Origin of the sequence: Alcanivorax limicola (genome assembly GCF_019931215.1) — a bacterium.
Taxonomy (GTDB): domain Bacteria; phylum Pseudomonadota; class Gammaproteobacteria; order Pseudomonadales; family Alcanivoracaceae; genus Isoalcanivorax; species Isoalcanivorax limicola.
Genome location: NZ_JAIOUB010000002.1, coordinates 839,755 through 856,790 on the forward strand (window position 1 = coordinate 839,755; position 17,036 = coordinate 856,790).

13 protein-coding genes are annotated in these 17,036 nt (G+C 56.3%); 10 read left to right on the plus strand and 3 right to left on the minus strand.

Going from position 1 to position 17,036, the window contains the following annotated elements:
* Positions 1–5 precede the first annotated feature (5 nt).
* The 10 genes from infB (at position 6) to K8B33_RS09870 (ending at position 13,011) form a co-directional block, all read left to right on the plus strand.
* Positions 6–2,732 (plus strand): translation initiation factor IF-2, encoded by a 2,727-nt coding sequence (gene infB, locus K8B33_RS09825; protein WP_223425957.1) that lies wholly within the window; start codon positions 6–8, stop codon positions 2,730–2,732.
* Between the two features lies 1 nt (position 2,733).
* Entirely contained in the window at positions 2,734–3,159 is a 426-nt protein-coding gene (gene rbfA, locus K8B33_RS09830) for a 30S ribosome-binding factor RbfA (RefSeq protein WP_223425958.1), read from the plus strand.
* Positions 3,160–3,203: 44 nt separating this feature from the next.
* Complete coding sequence (gene truB, locus K8B33_RS09835) at positions 3,204–4,124, plus strand: tRNA pseudouridine(55) synthase TruB (protein ID WP_223425959.1); 921 nt, start codon at positions 3,204–3,206, stop codon at positions 4,122–4,124.
* A 119-nt stretch (positions 4,125–4,243) separates the two neighbouring features.
* The gene (gene rpsO, locus K8B33_RS09840; protein WP_223425960.1) at positions 4,244–4,513 is read left to right on the plus strand and encodes a 30S ribosomal protein S15; all 270 of its coding nucleotides are present in this window, start codon (positions 4,244–4,246) and stop codon (positions 4,511–4,513) included.
* Between the two features lie 181 nt (positions 4,514–4,694).
* Positions 4,695–6,788: a polyribonucleotide nucleotidyltransferase gene (gene pnp / locus K8B33_RS09845; protein ID WP_223425962.1), complete on the plus strand. Its 2,094-nt coding sequence runs from the start codon at positions 4,695–4,697 to the stop codon at positions 6,786–6,788.
* 468 nt (positions 6,789–7,256) lie between these two features.
* Entirely contained in the window at positions 7,257–7,907 is a 651-nt protein-coding gene (locus K8B33_RS09850) for a DUF5343 domain-containing protein (RefSeq protein WP_223425964.1), read from the plus strand.
* Complete coding sequence (locus tag K8B33_RS09855; protein WP_223425966.1) at positions 7,900–8,490, plus strand: Swt1 family HEPN domain-containing protein; 591 nt, start codon at positions 7,900–7,902, stop codon at positions 8,488–8,490. The genes K8B33_RS09850 and K8B33_RS09855 overlap by 8 nt, the downstream gene beginning before the upstream one ends.
* Positions 8,491–8,577: 87 nt before the next feature.
* Positions 8,578–9,633, plus strand: a complete 1,056-nt coding sequence (locus K8B33_RS09860) for a restriction endonuclease (RefSeq protein ID WP_223425968.1) — start codon at positions 8,578–8,580, stop codon at positions 9,631–9,633.
* A 1,482-nt stretch (positions 9,634–11,115) separates the two neighbouring features.
* On the plus strand, positions 11,116–11,892 hold the full coding sequence (locus K8B33_RS09865; protein ID WP_223425970.1) for a hypothetical protein: 777 nt from the start codon (positions 11,116–11,118) through the stop codon (positions 11,890–11,892).
* 252 nt (positions 11,893–12,144) lie between these two features.
* Positions 12,145–13,011 carry a hypothetical protein gene (locus K8B33_RS09870; RefSeq protein WP_223425972.1) on the plus strand — a complete coding sequence of 289 codons (867 nt, stop codon included), beginning with the start codon at positions 12,145–12,147 and terminating at the stop codon, positions 13,009–13,011.
* 425 nt (positions 13,012–13,436) lie between these two features.
* Here the strand turns inward: K8B33_RS09870 and K8B33_RS09875 are convergent, their stop codons facing one another.
* The 3 genes from K8B33_RS09875 to K8B33_RS09885 are packed head-to-tail and all read right to left on the minus strand — an operon-like array spanning position 13,437 to position 16,938.
* Complete coding sequence (locus tag K8B33_RS09875; protein WP_223425974.1) at positions 13,437–13,637, minus strand: hypothetical protein; 201 nt, start codon at positions 13,635–13,637, stop codon at positions 13,437–13,439.
* Positions 13,634–14,749 (minus strand): PepSY-associated TM helix domain-containing protein, encoded by a 1,116-nt coding sequence (locus K8B33_RS09880; protein ID WP_223425977.1) that lies wholly within the window; start codon positions 14,747–14,749, stop codon positions 13,634–13,636. The genes K8B33_RS09875 and K8B33_RS09880 overlap by 4 nt, the downstream gene beginning before the upstream one ends.
* Positions 14,750–14,760: 11 nt before the next feature.
* A complete protein-coding gene (locus K8B33_RS09885; protein ID WP_223425979.1) occupies positions 14,761–16,938 on the minus strand; it encodes a TonB-dependent receptor in 2,178 nt (725 codons plus the stop codon).
* Positions 16,939–17,036: the final 98 nt, after the last annotated feature.

Here is a 17,036-nt window from a genome sequence, read left to right on the forward strand (position 1 = left end):
CTGACATGGCTGAAACAACCGTAAAGAAACTGGCAGATATCGTTGGTACCCCGGTAGACACCTTGCTCAAACAGATGGGCGAAGCAGGCTTGCCGCACGGCACCGCGGAAGACACTGTGTCTGACGAGCAGAAGCAAGTGCTGCTCTCATTCCTGCGTAAATCCCACGGCAGCGCTGATGCCGAGCCGCAGAAGATCACCCTCAAGCGTAAAAGCACCAGCACCATCAAGACAACGGGTGCCTCCGGTAAAGCCAAGACCGTCGCAGTAGAAGTGCGCAAGAAGCGCACCTACGTCAAACGCTCCGTGATCGAAGATCAGGAACGTGAGCGCCAGGAACAGGAACGCCTCGAGCAGGAGCGTCTGGAAGCCGAAGCGGCCGCCCGCAAGGCTGAAGAAGATGCCCGCCGCAAAGCCGAAGAAGACGCTATTGCCAAGCGCGAAGCCGAACGCCTCGCCGCTGAAGGCGCTGCTGCGCCTGCCACCGACGGCGCCGCCGCCAGTGCCGCTGCCGCAGACAAGAAAGCCGAAGACAAGAGCAAGCGCCTGACCGTGCCCAAGTCCACCAAGAAGGCGGAAGCCCCGCCCAAGGACGAGACACCGGAAGAGCGCGCCAAGCGCGAGGAAGAAGAGCGCCGCAAGCGCGAAGCAGAAGAAGCCCGTCGCAAGCAGGAAGCCGAAGCCCGCAAGAAAGCGGAAGAAGAAGCTGCTCGCCGCACGGCTGAAGAAGCCCAGCGCATGGCTGCCGAGCTCGAGAAGCGCGGCCAACAGGAACCCAAAGAGACCACAGAAGAAGTGGAAACCGGGTCCGGTATTGTTACCGAGGCACTGGAAGCCAGCTGGCGTGACGAAGAGCGCACCACCAAGCGCCGCCGTCGCCGCCCCGCTGCCCAGGCCCGCAATGTCGTGGCTCATGGCCAGATGAAGAGCTCCTTCCACAAGGAGCACGGCTTCAAGAGCCCGACGGAGAAAATGGTGTACGAAGTAGAAGTACCGGAAACCATCACGGTTGCCGACCTGTCCCAGCGCATGAACATCAAGGCGCGGGAAGTGATGCGCACACTCATGAAGATGGGTGAGATGGCCACGGTCAACCAGCATATCGACCAGGAAACGGCGATGCTGCTGGTCGAAGAAATGGGCCACAAGCCGGTCGCGTCCAAAGGTGAGGAAGCCTCCCTCGAAGCGGATCTGGCGGATCTGGTGCAATACACCGATGAGCCTATGCCGCGCGCCCCGGTCGTTACCATCATGGGCCACGTTGACCACGGCAAGACCTCCCTGCTGGATTACATCCGCAAGGCCAAAGTGGCCGACGGCGAAGCCGGTGGTATTACCCAGCATATCGGTGCCTACCACGTAGAAACCGAGAAAGGCATGATCTCCTTCCTGGATACCCCGGGCCACGCGGCGTTTACCGCCATGCGTGCGCGTGGTGCCCAGGCGACGGATATCGTCGTGATTGTGGTGGCCGCCGATGACGGCGTGATGCCGCAGACCGAAGAAGCCATTAACCACGCCAAGGCCGCCGGTGTGCCGCTGATCATTGCCGTCAACAAGATGGACAAGGAAAGCGCCGACCCGGATCGCGTCAAGAACGACCTGTCCCAGCTCGGTATCATTTCCGAAGAGTGGGGCGGCGATCACCAGTTCCAGTACGTGTCTGCACACAGCGGCATGGGCGTGGACGACCTGCTCGACGCGATCCTGCTGCAAGCCGAAGTGCTTGAACTGAAAGCCGTACCTGAAGGCCCGGCACGCGGCATCGTGATCGAAAGTCGTATCGAAAAAGGACGCGGCCCGGTGACCTCCGTGCTGATCCAGGAAGGCCGCCTGCAAGTGGGCGACATGGTGCTGGCGGGGGCCCATTACGGCCGCAACCGTGCCATGTCCGACGAGAACGGCAAGCCGATCCAGTCCGCTGGCCCCTCCATTCCGGTGGAAATTCTCGGCCTCAACGGCGCACCGGAATCCGGTGAGCAGTTCATGGTCGTGGCTGACGAGAAGAAAGCCCGCGAAGTGGCCGAGTTCCGCCAGATTCGCGACCGCGATCTCAAGCTCAAGCGCGCACAGGCCTCCAAACTGGAGAACCTGTTCGAGACCATGGGCGAGAAAGACGCCAGCCAGGTCAACATCGTCCTCAAGACCGACGTGCGCGGTTCCCTCGAAGCCCTGCTGGGCGCCTTGAGAGAACTGAACACCGACGAAGTGAAGGTGAATGTGGTCACCGCCGGCGTGGGCGCGATCAACGAATCCGACGTCAACCTGGCCATGACCTCACAGGGCGTACTGCTGGGCTTTAACGTGCGTGCCGACAGCGCCGCCAAGCGCCTGTGCGAACGTGAAGGCATCGACCTGCGTTATTACAGCATCATCTACGAGCTGATCGACGACGTGAAGAAGGCCATGAGCGGCCTGCTCGAGCCGGAGCGCCGCGAAGAAATCGTCGGTGTGGCAGATGTGCGCGACGTGTTCCGCTCCTCCAAGTTCGGCGCGGTAGCCGGCTGTATGGTGATCGAAGGCACCCTGCGCCGTAACCTGCCGATCCGTGTACTGCGGGACGACGTGGTGGTCTTCGAAGGCCAGCTCGAATCCCTGCGCCGCTTCAAGGAAGATGTGCCGGAAGTACGCAACGGCATGGAGTGTGGCCTGGCGGTGAAGAGCTACAACGACGTGAAGGCGGGCGACAAGATCGAGGTCTTTGAAGTCCGCGTGGTAGAGCGGACGCTGTAATATGACCCGGCATCGCCGCCCTCAGGGCTTTCAGCGCACCGATCGCATCGGTGACTATATCCAGCGCGAACTGGCGGAAGTCATCCGCCGGGAAGTGAAAGACCCGCGCCTGGGCATGGTCACCGTGCAGCAAGTGCGCGTGGCCCGGGACCTGTCCTGGGCCGATGTCTACTTCACTCTGCTGGGCGAAGACGCCGACGCCGGGCTGGAAGCGCAGGGGGTGCTGACCCGCGCCTCCGGTTTCCTGCGCAGCCAGCTGGCGAAAGACATCAATACCCGCACCACACCGAAGTTGCGCTTCCATTACGACAAGCTGCCGGAACAGGCCAGTCGCCTGTCTGCCCTGATTGATCAGGCGCGGGCTGATGACCGGGACCTGATTCAGAGCCCGGATGAAGACGACACTTCAAGCGACGAGCCGCAATAACGGCACCCCGACCCGAATGATTCCCCCATCAAGGAGAGCCGCTCTTGGCCAGGCAACGCCGCGGACGTGATATCAACGGTATTCTGCTGCTGGACAAGCCCCCGGGCGTGACCAGCAACGGCGCCCTGCAGGTGGTCAAACGCCTGTTCTCCGCCGCCAAGGCCGGCCACACCGGCAGCCTGGACCCCCTGGCCACCGGCATGCTGCCGATCTGCTTTGGTGAAGCCACCAAGTTCAGCCAGTTCCTGCTTGATGCCGACAAGTCTTACCGCGTCACCGCACGCCTCGGCGTGACCACGGAAACCGGCGACGCCGACGGCGCCGAAGTCACCACCCGTCCGGTGACATCTGACGCCGCCACCATCGAACAGACCCTGATGACCTTTCTCGGCGACATTCAGCAGATCCCCTCCATGTACTCGGCGATCAAGCATCAGGGCCAGCCCCTGTACAAGCTGGCGCGTCAGGGCATTGAGGTCGAGCGCAAACCCCGCAACGTGACGATCAAGCGCCTGGCCATGCTGGCCGTGGACGGTGATGACGTGACGTTCGAGGTGGACTGCACCAAGGGCACCTATGTGCGCAGCCTGGTGGAAGATCTGGGCACCGCGCTGGGCTGCGGCGGCCACGTGACCATGCTGCGTCGCCTGAGCGCCGGCCCTTATCCCACCAGCGAGATGCTGACCATGGATGAGCTGGGCGCATTGAAGGAAGAGGGCGGTTTCGAGGCCATTGATGCCCGCCTGCTGCCCGTCGCCACCTCCGTGGCCGACTGGCCCCGCGTGCAGCTGGGCCCCGACGCCGCCCACTTCCTGTGCCAGGGCCAGCCCGTGATGGCGGCAGAGCGCCCCCGCGACGGCCAGGTTGCCCTGTATCGAGCTGATTCAGGCGCATTTCTGGGTGTCGGAGAGGTGCAGGAAGATGGTATGATCGCCCCTCGCCGGCTGGTGGCACAGCCTCAATAGCCAAAAGCTGTTGAGCGCCGCCTGGGCCGGCGTACCAGGGAATGTTCCCTAGAGGGCGGCAGCTATAAATATGCATGGCTGACCGCGACGCGAAATGACGCATATTTGGAGAGAAACACATGTCACTGACAGCAGCACAGAAAGCTGAAATCCTGAAAGAGTATGGCCAGAAAGAAGGCGATACCGGTTCCCCGGAAGTGCAGGTCGCCCTGCTGACCGCGAACATCAACGGTCTTCAGGATCACTTCAAGGACCACAAGAAGGATCACCACGGCCGCCGCGGCCTGATCCGCATGGTAAACCAGCGCCGCAAGCTGCTGGATTACCTGGCGCGTAAAGATCACGGGCGTTATGCCAAGCTGATCAGCAGCCTGGGTCTGCGTCGTTAAGACCGGATTGCAGGTTTTATGCGGTGCCTCAACAAAAGCTCGGTAGCCCCGGGCTTTTGTTGTTTTTGTTGTTGCCCACGCGGGCATGTTGAACGAGCAGAAGACGGAATTTGCAGCATTGAGTTGTTGATGCAAGTTGATGAGTAGTTGTCGAGAAGAGACGAGAGAGAAGAGACGAGATATGTTTAAAATTGTGCGTAAAGAATTCCAGTACGGCAAAGACACTGTCGTGCTCGAGACGGGCCGCGTAGCCCGCCAGGCCACCGGCGCCGTGATGGTCACCATTGGTGATACGTCTGTGCTGGTCACCGTTGTCGGCAAAAAAGAAGCCGATCCGGGCCGCCCCTTCTTCCCCCTGACTGTGAACTATCAGGAAAAAACCTACGCTGCCGGCCGTATCCCCGGTGGCTTCTTCAAGCGTGAAGGCCGCCCGTCAGAAAAAGAAACCCTGACCTGCCGCCTGATCGATCGCCCGATTCGCCCGCTGTTCCCCAAAGGGTTCATGAACGAAGTGCAGGTTATCGCCACCGTCATGTCCACCGACAAGGACGCTGATCCGGATATCGCTGCACTGCTGGGCACCTCTGCCGCACTGGCCATCTCCGGCATTCCGTTTGACGGCCCGCTGGGCGCTGCCCGCGTTGGCTTCCGCAACGGCATGTACGAACTGAACCCGCGTTACTCCGAACTGAAAGACTCCGAGCTGGACCTGGTGGTTGCCGGTACTGAATCCGCCGTACTGATGGTGGAATCCGAAGCCAAAGAACTGACCGAAGACCAGATGCTGGGCGCCGTGCTGTTCGGCCACGTGGAAATGCAGGTTGCCATCAAGGCCATCAGCGACTTCGCCGCCGAAGTGGGCACCCCGAAATGGGAATGGACCGCTGTTCAGACCAACGAAGCCCTGTACGCCCAGATCAAGGAGCGCTTCAGCGCCCCCCTGGCCGAGGCTTACACCATCACCGACAAGATGGCCCGCTACACCCGCATCGGCGAGATCAAGACCGAATGCAAAGAGGCCTTCAGCACTGGTGAAGAAGGCGCACCGGAGAAGGAAGAAGTCAGCAGCCTGTTCGGCAAGCTGGAAAAAGCCATCGTCCGTGACGCTGTGGTATCCGGCAAGCCGCGTATCGACGGCCGTGACGTGAAAACCGTCCGCGCCATCGACATCGCCGTGAAAAACCTGCCGAAAGCCCACGGTTCCGCCCTGTTCACCCGTGGCGAAACCCAGGCTATCGTCGTGGCCACCCTCGGCGGCATGCGCGATGCCCAGCTGATCGACGCCCTGGAAGGTTCACGCCAGGACCGCTTCATGCTGCACTACAACTTCCCTCCCTACTGCGTGGGCGAAACCGGCTTTGTCGGCTCACCCAAGCGCCGGGAAATCGGCCACGGCCGCCTGGCACGCCGCGGCGTACAGGCTGTACTGCCGAGCGAGCAGGACTTCCCCTACGCCATTCGCGTGGTGTCCGAGATCACCGAGTCCAATGGTTCCTCTTCCATGGCCTCTGTGTGTGGCACCTCCCTTGCCCTGATGGACGCCGGTGTGCCGATCAAGGCACCCGTAGCCGGTATCGCCATGGGCCTGGTGAAGGAAGAAGACGGCCGCTTCGCCGTACTGTCTGACATCCTGGGTGACGAAGATCACCTCGGCGACATGGACTTCAAGGTCGCCGGCACCGAGAAAGGCGTGACCGCCCTGCAGATGGACATCAAGATCCAGGGCATCACCGAAGAAATCATGGAAGCCGCGCTGGTCCAGGCCCGCGAAGGCCGCCTGCACATCCTCGGTGAAATGAACAAGGTGATCAGCACCCCGCGCGCGGAGCTGTCTGCCAACGCACCGACCCTGCTGACCATCAAGATCAACCCCGAGAAGATCCGCGACGTGATCGGCAAAGGCGGCGCCACCATTCGTGCCCTGTGCGAAGAGTTCAGCGCCAACATCGATATCGAAGACGACGGCTCAGTGAAGGTCTACGCGGAAACCCGCGACCAGGCCGCCGCTGCTGTCGCCAAGATCGAAGGCCTGACCGCCGAGCCGGAAGTCGGCGAAATCTACGAAGGCAAAGTGACCCGTACCGTCGATTTCGGCGCCTTCGTCGAAATCTTCCCGGGCACCGAAGGCCTGCTGCACATCTCCCAGATCGCCCAGGAGCGTGTGGAGAAAGTCACCGATTACGTCAAGGAAGGCGACGTGATCAAGGTGAAGGTGCTGGACGTAGACCAACGCGGCCGCATCAAGCTGTCCATGAAAGAGGCCGCTGAAGCGTAAGTAAGCGCTTCTTCAGCCCCAAGCGAGAACGCCACCTTCGGGTGGCGTTTTTGTTTGTGTGCTTGCCATCACATTTCCGGCGAGGCAGTATCAGTGCAGGGTTACTGGCATGCCGGACAAGCGCCCAATAGAGGCGCCGCCCGCTACGCTATCAAAATACTGAAGAAATCATGATGCTCGCCACTGAATGGGATGATGCGTGGGATGTCGGGTAGGGCGGTAGCGTGTCCGAAGTACTGAGCGTGACTGCCGGATTTGGATAGTGTTATTGGGATGCGGGAAGAGGGGCGAACGGGAACGTGGATATTATGGCTTTCTCCAACCGGTTAATTTGCAGCGACTTCCCGCCACTATGCAAATAGATATACTGTGATAAGTCGCGAGCGTCGTTATTCGATATACGTATCGCGTTCTAGTGCCTGTTATGAGTTTTGATTTGACGATGGGAACTAAAAGGAGCATTTAAAAATGGCTAGTTTGCCTTATGTGACGGCGCCAGGGAACGTAACTAAAGCACTTAACGGAATCGCAGCGGCTGCTACACCTGATCGAATCAGTCAAGATTTCGTAAAAGAAATTCTAAAGATTCCAAGTGGATCTGGAAATCAAATGGCAGCTTATTTGAAGAAGATAGGCATGGCTGGGACTGATGGAACGCCAACGGCCATATATAAAAAATATAGAAATCCTGCCACTCGCGGAGAGGCGGCGGCAGCCATGCTTAGGCATGGCTATGCAGAGCTCTATCGTAGAAACGAGTACGTGCATGAACTGACCGAAACAAAATTGAAGGGTTTGATAATAGAGGTCACCGGTCAGGAGCATGACTCAGCAACAGTTACTTATACAGCAAGCTGTATTAAAAATATTAAAGCATTTGCTGATTTCTCCAGTCCTGGAGTGAAAGTCGGAGCTGGAGATAATAATGACGCCGAGACGATGAGGGGGCAAGTTTCAACAGTTGGTCATGCGCCGCTGCCGCCATCCCAAAATCAGGGTGTAGGGTTAAATCTTGGCTATACGATCAACCTGAATCTTCCCGCGACTTCGGATATTTCTGTTTTCAATGCAATATTTAAGAGCCTAAAAGAAAACCTTTTGGGTGATGGGAATGAATGATAAGGCGCTTAATCATATCCGAGCTTTCGGCATGACTGGATGCCTGATTTCTGACGAAATACGGAGTATAGAAACCGAGTATGATATTGATCTCGGGCATCACGCTAAGGAGTCAAGTGTAGAAGAAGGCCGGTTTTATCCTCAATTCGAACAAGCAGTGCGTGCCGAAGCGGCAAGTATGTCACAACACTATGAGCTATTTTACTGCCTGGAAACATCGATAAGGAAACTTCTTGTGGACGTTCTTTTTGATGCAGAAGGTTCGAATTGGTGGGGGTCTGATAGAATTGCGCAGCGGATTAGAGATGATGTAAAAAATCGCGCTCAAAAGGAAATTGATAGCGGAATCAGCAGGAGATCGGACAACGAGATAGATTATACGACGTTCGGAGAATTATCAGTAGTTATAACAGGAAACTGGGATATATTCGGAACTATTTTTAATAGTCGTAGAGCGGTAGAGCGAGTTATGGGAAGCCTCAACCTGCTTCGTGGGCCTATAGCTCACTGCTGTCCTATTACGGAAGACGAAGTGGATCGCCTTCACTTAACTGTGAAAGATTGGTTTAGAACAATGGCGTAAAGATTATAATAAACGCGTGGAATTGTGGCGCTGAAAATATAAAGCCCATTATGCGGCCGTTAGACATCCGAATAATTGGGGAAGTAGATGGCAAGTATTTCTCAGATAAGAGGTGCGCTTCTGGAAGAGGCCGTGCTCTATTTGTTGGAGAAGTTTGGTTACGAGACGATTGAGCCCTTTTCTGGTCACGCAGACGAAAGTTTAAGAGGTGGGCACTCGGGTCTTGAGGTTAGAGGCCGAGGGTCATGGCATCAAATTGATGCGTTAGCAGCGTTCAGATCATCGCCGGCGTTTATGTATCCATTACGACTAATGGTAGAAGCCAAGTGCTATCAGGAGAATCGTCCTGTTGGAATTGAGGTGGTTCGTAACGCGGTTGGGGTGTTAAAAGATATCTCAGAGAACTACTTCTCGGTGGTCGGTGATGATGCCAGTATAAAAATCCCAAGGTTCAATTATTATTCATCTATCTTCTCAACGTCCGGGTATACCGCTGGAGCTATTAATTACGCATTGGCTCATCAAATCTTCCTCATACAGTATGAAAAAGTACCGGTAATACAGCCGCTTATCGATGCCATCATGAGGTTTGATGAGTCTTGTGTAACTGGATGCGGTAAGGCTGCAATAGCAGAAGTTCGAAAGCAGTATCGAGGCGCCATCAGGAGCGGAGTGTATGAAGTGGGTGTGCGGGAGTACATTACTCCGCGCGGCCTGGAATTGATAGATAATGCGCTTGTCGAGCTTCTATCAAGAATTCAGGGGTCATATTTTGGAATGTTACAAGGTCGTTGGCCGCTACACCTTCTAACCCGGCGACCTTTGTCTTCAGCTGCATTTCAAAATGATATAGTTCGTTGTCGTGTCACGGGAGATCAAACGGGAGAGTGGAAGTTTTCACCTGAAGGATTCTATAAACTAGATCAAGGTTGGTTTGAGCTGGAATTTAGCCTTCCTGATGATGTGGCTAAGTTAGTTAATGAAAATTGGGGAGATAGAGAGCGCGTTGCGAATATAAAAAAAGAATATTTTTCGTATATAGACCTATCTGGAATAATAGATGGAATCCGACGCAGTGTTCGCCTAGAACTAGATCGGGACTGGATAGATCGTTACATCAAAAGAATTCGGCGTAGGGACTAAAAAATGAAATCCCTTGGCATGTAATTCCCGCTTTCGCGGACACCCACTCCCAACCGAGGAGATGTAGAAATACCGAAGTATAACAATCCAAGAAAGACTTCGGGTATGCGGAAAATTTCAAAGATCCGGGCTGCCGAAATAGGTTATGGGGGACGATTCAGGCATCTCGGTAGCGTCACCCTTAGGGCCTATGGAAGTGCCTCAAGATGAGGCCTGGGGGTGGCTGCTGGAGCGGGGAAAGTTCATTCAATATGCCGCTATTCATGCCGATGATGTTTCTGTTGGGCAGGATAGGCAGAAAATCTATAGGCGCGGGTCTCGTATTTCCCACTAAAACTTTCCCTTTGGGGTATTAGCTACATGGCCCCAGTGACATATCCGAAGCGGCTTTCACGTCTGACGTCCAAGAGTGGCCAGTGCGTGGAGGCAGCATTCAGAGCGGCTAAAGCAATCTATTATCGAGAAGCGCAAGGCCTCTGTCGTTGCTCGCCGTGTGCGCCAGAGTGGCTGCCCTGCGGCGTCTGCCGGGGCGGGCTGATTAAGGAAAGAGCTGGAACTATAGATGTCAAGCATGGTCCGGCCGACAATGATGTCGCAGCCAGCGCGGTTTAACCGCTTAAGGACTGGCTTCCGAAAGTATCCTAGAGTTAATAAATCTGTCCGGAATGAAGTTGTAAATTTCTCATTGATGGATAATTTATGCGTGGATGTATGCTTAGGAAGATTATTTCATTGCCATATTGTGAAGGTGGTTTGATAGGAGTTTAAATGTCTCTAATCGATACAGCCAAAGATATCTACGAGCTTGCAAAAAAAACAGCAAGTATCGAGTTGCAAGAGAAATTATTGCGAATGCGGGAGGAGGCTTTATCCTTGCAGGAGGAGAATCTGTCACTCAGGCAGCGCATACTGATACTTGAAGGAAGGCTATCAAATAGAGAGGATCTATATTTCGATGGTTGTTTGTACTGGAGAATTCGGGATGACGATTCCCAGGAGGGGCCGTTCTGTCAGCGCTGCTTTGATGCCAATGATAGAGCTGTGAGGCTGCAGAACAGCTCATATAGCGGGAGTCAGGGAATGATGGCGCATTGGACGTGTAGCGTATGTAAGAGCGGCTATTCTCCTAAATGAAAGAATTTCTAAATTAGTTGAAAGCGATCTGTGGATTTAACGCACGAAGGGCGAGTTAGTCTAGACCACGGCTGTGGTTGCGCATAGATACTTTTAAGTGGTCGTTCGCAACGATGTAGGGGATACTGCGCTCCTGATCAGGAAATGAAGATTAGAAGGTCTCTAAAAGGGAATTTATTGAATAGTGAGAAAATTTCACGGATGGGTTCTCGGAGATTATGTAGAAACATGGAAGAATTCTTAAGGTCCTGTTGGTCGGCTCCTATTCCTCTTCTGTTTTCTATGCAGTAATACTACAAATTCCTCCCAGAGCGGGTGTTTGAGAGTAACTGAAGAAGAAGGGTCAAGATGGATGAAGTTGTAGACGCATTGAGATCGCGAATTAAGTCTCCGTACTTTGGCTATGCCGTTTTTACTTTCTTTGCGTTCAACTGGCGAGAGATCTACATTTTTGTGATGTCCGATCTTGAGCCAGCCGCGAGGATAGCCGAGTTTGACGAGGCAACTAGTGCTTGGACTCTTGCGGTGATCCCGTTGGTAGTAGGAGTAGTGGTTGCAGCCGCTACTCCGTGGATTCGATGGCTTTTCGCTTCAATTTCTCGGCGCCCTCTTGAGCTTTCGGAAGTGATGCAACTTCAGGCCGAAAATAAGAAGGCAATACTTAAGCTTCAACTGGAAGCGGCCCGAAAAGATGAATTTGCGCTCAAGGAAGAAGAGCTCATCGAACGCGCCAGTCGGGACGAGGAAGTGTCGAAGTTTAAGAATGAGGGTGCCAAGAAGAATCTTGAGATGGAAATCGAAAAACTTAGACAGAAGCGAGACTATATGAATGAATCGCTGAAGAGCACTTCAAATAGAAAGAAGGCTTTGTCAGAGCCAGCCAAAGAGCTGCTAAAAGCTGCTGCTTCTGACGATAGGGGGCGGCTGCTGATAACTCACGCCCTGAATGCTAGGACCATACATGTGGGCAAAAGACAGTTTGGAATAGATGGAGCAAAAGACTTCGCAAAGTATGAGTCTGCGCTAGGTCAGCTAATTGAACTTGGTTACGTAAAGATAGTTGGAAATAAAGGCCAAATTTATGAATTGACATACGATGGATGGGAGGTAGGAGGTGCGCTGTAGCCTGAATTTCTTCTCAAGGCGCAGGCGGATATTTTGTAAGAGGCAATAAGCGTGCCACCTTTACGGAATTAAGAGCCGATATGCTAGGGTGGGGAGGGGCATATCATCCTTTAAAGTATAATTGATTGGCGCCGTGATTTTCATAGCGCTGGAATACTTTGCAGGCGGTCAGTATTGATTTAGGAAGTGGATCTGTTATGTCGCTGATGAGTCGGCCTATAATTATATTTTTATTATTTCGGTGTTAAGAGTATGTTTGGAGAAATTGATTCACTTATTTCCATTATTGAGCGGTTGCGGAAGTTTTTAGGCGGGCGCAGCAGAAGCTCTCTGGGTGAGATGGTATCTACGCGAATTGTAAATGTCTGTGAGGCTCACGGAATACATCGGAACCAAATTCCTAGAGTCTTTGGCTTGGGCCTATCGGTATATGATGTAGCGTCTGATGCTCGATTTCTACGCAAAGTGGATGAAGATCTAATTGTAGCTATTGCGGCTAAAATCGGCGTGAAGAGAGATTGGTTGGAAGGGGCGTCGAGCAAGATATACCCGACATATGCTTTCTATAAGCAGCCTGAGCTATTTCGCAGCTTTTTGCTAGATAAGCTAGAAGGTGCCGAGGATATATCTGGTGTCCTTCTATTTCCTGAAGAGGGAGGGCGACTCTACGGTGCTTTGCTATTGCTCCAGGAGACCGCGGGTTACCTGGATGGCCAACCTTTTTATAAGTATCATCTTTGCGATAACTGGAGTCACGAGTACTGGAAAGCAAGAGCATACTTGACTGCCTGCATTGCGATATGCTGGAAAAATGGTGTGTATGTCCAGGGAAGGTTTGTCCCGGGCAAGATGATTGAAGATCTTGAAGATGCAGAGGGTATTATTAAGTTTGGCGAAGACGGAATTTATAGTATTCGAGGGCGGCGCTGGCATTGTGAAGATATGGTCTCTTCTCCGGAGGTTTTCCTTAGTGCAGTGGGCCCTGAAAACGAGAATTATGGAGTCATAGAGGCGCTAAAATATTGGATTGAGCTTCATGATAAGGGATTTATGGATGATGGGTTTAATGATTCGGCTGCCAGGAGTAGGTTTGTTGACAGGTTGAATCAGATCATCTAGCTCAGAAATTACCGAATCCAGAAGTGCCTGATTCGCCTTCGGCTCGTACTTTAGGCTTCTCGGCGAGTCTATGGCTGGGCCTCTGGCGGGATATCGGAAATAATTATAGATTGCGAGGGTTCAATAGTGGCAGCAGGTAAGAATTTTGGCGTGCTATTTGTAATATTGTCAGTTCTCGGATTGGGTTCGATATTTGGTGTCGTATCGAAATCTATAAAAGCTGGGAAAAACGTGAAGTCTGTGAAGCATGTGGAGCGGCAGTACGATGCTGTCCAGCGAAATCAGGAGCTACGGCGAGTCGGAAGGCAAGATGAGGAGTCAATACAGCTGTCAGAGGGTCTTGGTGCAACTCAGGAGGCCAGCGAGGTGATTGGAAGGGCACATGGAGCATCGTCCAGTGATAGCCAGTCAGATAGAAAGTAACTCTACGCCTCGGGCTTTATTATCCACGCATAGGCTGTGAGAACCACTGGCACCCCCACGCCTATCCACCCCACAACATTCATCCACCCCTCCCCCAACAACGCCGCCACCAACCCCACCAGGCTTGCCACCGCAATGCACACCGGCACCGCAAAAATCCCCCCCAGCGATTTACGCCGCACCGCCCGCCCTTCGCGCTTCATACTTCACCCCCTCCCTGTTTCTCACGCTTGCGCCGCACCCCCCACAAATACACCCCCGTCCCCAGCACCACGATGGTGAACACATCCAGCACCGCCCACAGGATCTTCAACGGCAGCCCGCCGTAATCGCCGAAGTGCAACGGCCCGGACAACGACAAGGCCTTGTTGTACCAGGGCATCTCGCGCATGTCGGCAAAGGTGCCGGTGCGGGCGTCCACCAGGGCCGGGGTGATGATGTGGGAGGTCAGGGGCGTATTGCCGTGCAGGAAGATGGCGTAGTGATAATCGGTGGACCAACTGCCGCCGGGGAAGGCCACAAACTGCAGTGTCATGTCCGGCGCGGCGGCTTCGGCCTGGGCGACGGCGGCGTCCAGGGACGCCATTTCCTGTGGGGTGGGCACGCGGGCGTCGTCATAGCCGGCGGTGAGGTCGGCCAGGGCGTGGGTGCGCCAGGTGTCGACGATGGGGGTTTTCAGGGTATTCACCACGCCGGTCAGGCCGACCACCAGCAGCCAGGCCACGGTCACGATGCCGAGCAGGTTGTGGTAATCCAGCCATTTCACGCGGGGGGAGCGCTGCGCGCGCACGGTGCCGAAATCCAGCTTGCGCATAAAGGGCGCATACAGCACCACGCCGGAGATAATCGCGAGTATCAGCAGTACGCCCATGGCGCCCAGGAACAGCATGCCGGGCAGGCCCAGGAACATGTCGGTGTGCAACTCCAGAATAAAGTGCATCACGTCGAAGCCTTCGTCGCCGGGCACCAGATTGCCGCTGGTGCGATCAAAGGAGGCGAAGTGCATGTCCCGCGAGGCGGCGTCCGGGGTGGGGCCGCTGGTCACGTTCACCACCGGGCGGTCGGTGTCGAAGCTCATGAACAGGGGCGCATGGTCCGGGCGATTCACCAGGGCGGCATCCAGCATGGTGTCCAGCGACAGTAACGGGCCGTCGGGGTGGGCCGGTTGCCAGTCGTGGCTGTGCAGCAGCGCATCAATCTCGTCATGAAAGATCAACGGCAGGCCGGTAATGCACAGCATCAACATGAACACGGTGCAGATCAGGCTGGTCCAGGTGTGGATGCCGGACCAGGCGCGCAGGGTGCTTCGTTTCATCGGTAAACGGCTCAGAAATCCAGTGTGGCAGACAGCAACCAGGTGCGTGGGGCGCCCACGGTGAGGTAGCCCGCATCGGGGAAGCCGCCGGCGGAGGCCCAGTAGTCTTCGCCGGTGACGTTTTCCAGGCGGCCGCGCAGGGTCAGCAGGGCGGCGTCGCCCACGGGCAGGGTGTAGCGGGCGCCCAGGTCGAGGCGGGTCCAGGCATCCAGTTGTTGCTGGTTGGCGGCGTCGGCGAACTGGGTGCTGGTGTGGATCACGCGGCCGTCCAGCGCCAGGTCCATGAACTGCGGCAGGCGGTATTCCATATTGAAGTTGGCCTGGGTGCGCGGTGAGCCGATGGCGGTGTTGCCGCTGACGTCGGCATCCAGATAGCTGACGCCGCCGAGCACGCTCAGGTCGGGGGTGAGCAGGCCGTAGGCCATCAGTTCCAGGCCGCCGTTTTCCTGATGATCCTGCACGGCGAACACATCATTACCGTCCAGCGCGGCGATGGGTTTGCGGCTGCGATAGAGCGACACGCTGCCGCCCAGGGTGTCGCGTTCGAACTTCAGGCCTATTTCGGTCTGTTTGGTGCGGTAGGGTGCCAGCGCTTCGCCAGCGTTGGCGACGGTGTCGCCGCCCGGTGTTGTGGCCGGGGCGCGTTGCCCCTTTTGCAGGCCTTCGATGTAGTTGGCGTAGGCGGACAGCGAGGGCGTGAGTTTATAGAGCACGCCCACGCTGGGGGTGATGGCGCTGTCGTCATAGCTGGCGCTGGCCAGGCGGGCACCGGTGTCGCTGGCGTAGCTGTCGTCGTTCAGTTGCTGATAGCGGGCGCCCAGCGTGATCAGCAGGCGTTCGTTCAGCAGTGACATCTGATCCACCAGCGCCAGGCTGTGCACGCGGGTCTTGATGGTGGTCAGGGGATTGTTCAGGTCGCCGCCGGTGGGAAAGGCGTTAGGCACGGGCGGCGGCACGTCTGCCGGGGCGTAGATATTGCCGGTGACACTGCCAGCGGCGGATAACGCGAAAGCGTTCTTCGATTGCAGCTCGAAGCTGGCAGCGGAGACGCTCACGCGGTGGCTAATGTCGCCGGTGTTGAAGCCCACGCGCAGGCCGGCTTCGCCGGTGAGCACGGTATCTTCGCGGGTGTTGTCGAAGCGCCTGGCGGTGTAATCCCCGTTGGCGGCGTTCACGGTGGGGTTGGCGAACACCCCGGCCTCTTCGCTGGTACGCGCGCCGAAGGCGGCCCAGCCGGTCACGTTGTCGCGGAAGTCATATTCAGTGCGCAGGGTGCCAAACAGATCCCGGGCATCGGAAAAGGTCCAGGACTGGCCAATGGAGGTGGTGGCGTCCGGTGTGCGGGGAATCGGCAGGGGGCCATCTATGGTGATATTGGGCTGCCCGCCGTCAATGCGGTGATCCTGAAAGCCCAGGTCGGCGGACACCCGCAGCGCTTCATCGCGGAAGTCCACGCCGATATGCGCCATGGACAGTTCGGAGGATTCCCCGTCGATGGCGCTGTCGCCATCGCGGCGGGCGGCGTTGATGCGGATGCCATAGCGGCCATCCTCAGAGCGCCGCGCCAGATCGGTGGCGGCATGGCCCTGCACCCCGGTTTGCGCACCCAGCGTGACCTGATTCATGTCCTCATTGGGCGCCCGCTTGGGCACCACATTCACCGCGCCGCCCAGGCCGCTGCCGCCGGGCGCGGCGCCTTTCAGGAAGGTGTTGGCGCCGCGTAGCACCTGCACGCGTTCAATGAATTCAGAGGCCAGATACTGGCGGGGCAACAACCCGTACAGGCCGTTGTAGGTCATGTCATCCGAGAACACCGGCAGGCCACGCACCAGGTACACCTGCTGATAATTACCAAAGCCCCGCGCCACCCGCACGGCCGGATCATTGAGCAGCACCTCGCCCACGCTGGCGGCTTGCTGGTCCTTGATCAGCAGCTCGGTGTAGTCGATGAAGCTGAAGGGCGTATCCATCATCGCCTGGGTGCCGAGCAGGCCCACCTGGCCACCCTCCGCCACCTGCCCGCCCGCGTGGGGCCGGCTCAGCCCGCTGGCCGACGCATCGGCGCTGGATTGTACGGTGACGGTGTCCAGTTGCGTGCTGTCGTCGGCCTGCCCGGTGGCCTGTGCCTGGGCGGCGGCGCTGAGCAGGGCCAGCGTGAGGGCAGAGAGTGTGAAGAGGCGGTATGACATGGGCAGATCCCGGGCATATGTGGTGGATAGTGAATGGGCTGCACTATACCCGTAACAGGAATCACTTTCATTATCATTAGCGAAGGGCGAGGATGGGC